The organism is Cupriavidus sp. 05T313 (assembly GCF_056396665.1).
On record NZ_JBFTLX010000447.1, the window covers coordinates 1 to 2560 of the forward strand.

Annotated in this window: 1 protein-coding gene; it reads right to left on the reverse strand. The window is 60.6% G+C overall.

Annotated elements, in window-relative coordinates:
* Positions 1 to 494: 494 nt before the first annotated feature.
* The gene (locus AC1DKD_RS40605) at positions 495 to 2039 is read right to left on the reverse strand and encodes a sensor domain-containing diguanylate cyclase (RefSeq protein WP_477144681.1); all 1545 of its coding nucleotides are present in this window, start codon (positions 2037 to 2039) and stop codon (positions 495 to 497) included.
* Positions 2040 to 2560: the final 521 nt, after the last annotated feature.

Here is a 2560-nt window from a genome sequence, read left to right on the forward strand (position 1 = left end):
CTCCTTGGGAGCGATTCTCCTTGGGAGCGGTTGGGACTTGGGTTCGGTTGGTTCGAGCATTGTTTCTGCGCTCGGGAGGTACAAACGCATGRAGTGTGCCAAGGCGGGCCAGGTCAGCGTGAATCGCCCGCAAACGCAGGCGGGACGTGGGAAGAAATCTTTCGAGGCGGGGAAAATGGCGCCAGCGCACGGTGCGCGGTGGCTTTGGTCTGGCGGGCAAAAACCAACACAACAGACACCGGGTGTCTGCAATTACGCGACACGCCAGGCCCGCACATCGGAGCGCGGGACGCCGAGCGTCGGGCCCACGCGGCCACGCAGGCGCGTCAGGAGCAGGGCAAGCGTCAAAGCGATGCGCTCGCGCGGCAGTTGCAGGAGTTGCGTATCCAGTTCTCGACAGAGCCGGAAGCCCGGCGCCCGCGCCTAGGCGTGGCGCCTTGACCTCAGCAACTGGTTACTGGCCGGACGGGCCGGGCGCGGCTTTCTTTTACCCTCTAGCCGTCCTGGGCCGCGATTTTGGCCACGCTCCTTCGTGCTTCGTCCGCGGCGATGGCCACACGATTGCGCCCAGACGCCTTCGCCTCGTATAGCGCTTCGTCGCTTGCATTGAAGAAGACCCGCAGGCTAGCGAAACGCGCGCGGTCCTCTGCGATAGCCACACCGATGCTGACTGTAAGCACCTGGTTGGCGCTCCCCAAATTTGGGATCGCCAGGCTCTCGACTGCCGAGCGAATTTTCTCGGCCACGGCGATGGTGCCTTGCATGCCGGTGTTGGGCAACAGCACGGCGAATTCCTCGCCGCCGTAGCGGGCGGCATAGTCGCCAGGCCTGCGGATACTGTCGGCTATGCAGCGGGCAACCGCAGCCAGCGCATCGTCGCCGCCCGCGTGCCCGTAGTGGTCGTTGAAGTTCTTGAAATGATCGACATCGATCATGAGCAAGGACAAGGGCTGCTGGTTGYGCCATGCTCGGCGCCATTCAATGTCGGCGGCTTCATCCAGGGCGCGCCGGCTGCCGATACCCGTCAGGCCGTCCGTATTGACCATGAGCCGCAGGTGTTTTTCCATCGCCAGCCTGCGCCTGAACTGCCGGGAAATCAGCACCGAGAGCGCGATGAGCATGGCGTCGAGGGCAAGGATAAGCCCGCCGAACAGCCACGCCCTTTTGCGCCATTCCGCATAAACGTAGTCGGTCGACAGGCCAACGACAACCACGAGCGGGAAACCGGTAACGTGGTGGAAGTTATATAGACGTTCAGTGCCATCCAGTGCGGCAGTGCCGACATAGGATCCTTGCGAAGCTTGAGTAAGCGGAGCGAAGGACGGGCTGCTGGCAATGCTCCGCCCGATGGTGCTTGGCTCATACGGGCGCCGCATGAGAACGATGCCATCGTCCCGCAGCAGCGTGATGGTGCCCCCCGGGCCAAGCTTCGTCCCTTCGAACAGCCTCCTGAAGTAGTGGGTACGCAGCGTGCCGACGACGATGCCGGCAAAGCTGCCGTCTGCGTGCGACAACCTTCGGCTAAGGCCGATCGACTGGCCACCGTCCGTCAGGCGAGGCTGGAACGGCTGGCTGACATACAGTCCGGCAGTGGCCGAATCGCGATGCACCTTGAAGTAATCGCGGTCAGAAAGATTGACGGGACGGGGAGGGATCGAGCGGGAGTCGAGCACAAGGTGGCCTTGCTCGTCCGTCACCAGCAGGGAGCCCATGTCCGTTGCGGTTGTGGAACGGTCAAACAACACTAGCTGGCGGATGGCGGGAGGCAACCGGAGAATCTCGGGATCTTTGACGCCGTCGATTACGGAGTGCATCGACAGCTCATAGATTTCCAGATTGCGGGCGATATCGTGCTCCAGGATCAGCGAGAGATTGGCGGCCCCTTCCTGTGCGCGGGCATACGCGTCCTGGCGCATTTCATGGAGCGCACCGGCCCCTACGGCGGCAATGGCAACAGCAAGCACAAAGCTGCTGGCCACGAAAAGATTGAGGGATTTAAAGTTCACTTTTTGGCGCGGGCCAAGGTTATCCGGTTGCATGCTCGGGGTTGTCACTCCGCCCAGGCGCGAGCGCGCCGATTGTACTCGCTCAAATACGCGTGCCCGGCATCTGTCCTCCTTGGTCATGTCAAGGGCCGGCGAAAGCCTCTACGGTCTGGTGCGCAAGGGAATGCTCAGTGCGTCAGGATTCTAGAGACTCCCGAACTGCTTGATCGATTGTCCATCCACATGGCACGGACAAGAGCCAACGTGGACGAAGAGATGGAGTTGTAGGGAGCAGTACATTTACGGGCCTAGGCGGCTGTTGGTGGATGCATCAGAGCCAATTAGGTGATGTCTTACGGCCTGACTGTCGGCGTCAGGCAAGGCAGGAGGTATTGCCCGGCAGCCTCGTAGCTACGATTTAACATAATGATAATTATGAGTGCTGTTGGTATGTTCTGAAGTGTTGCGTGTGGGACGGCACGGAGACTTCAGATACCGCAACGGAAAAGTGCTTTTATGGTATCTTTCGCCGTTGCGTTTTTGTTGTGGGTTTAGGTTTTATGTTCGTTCAGGTC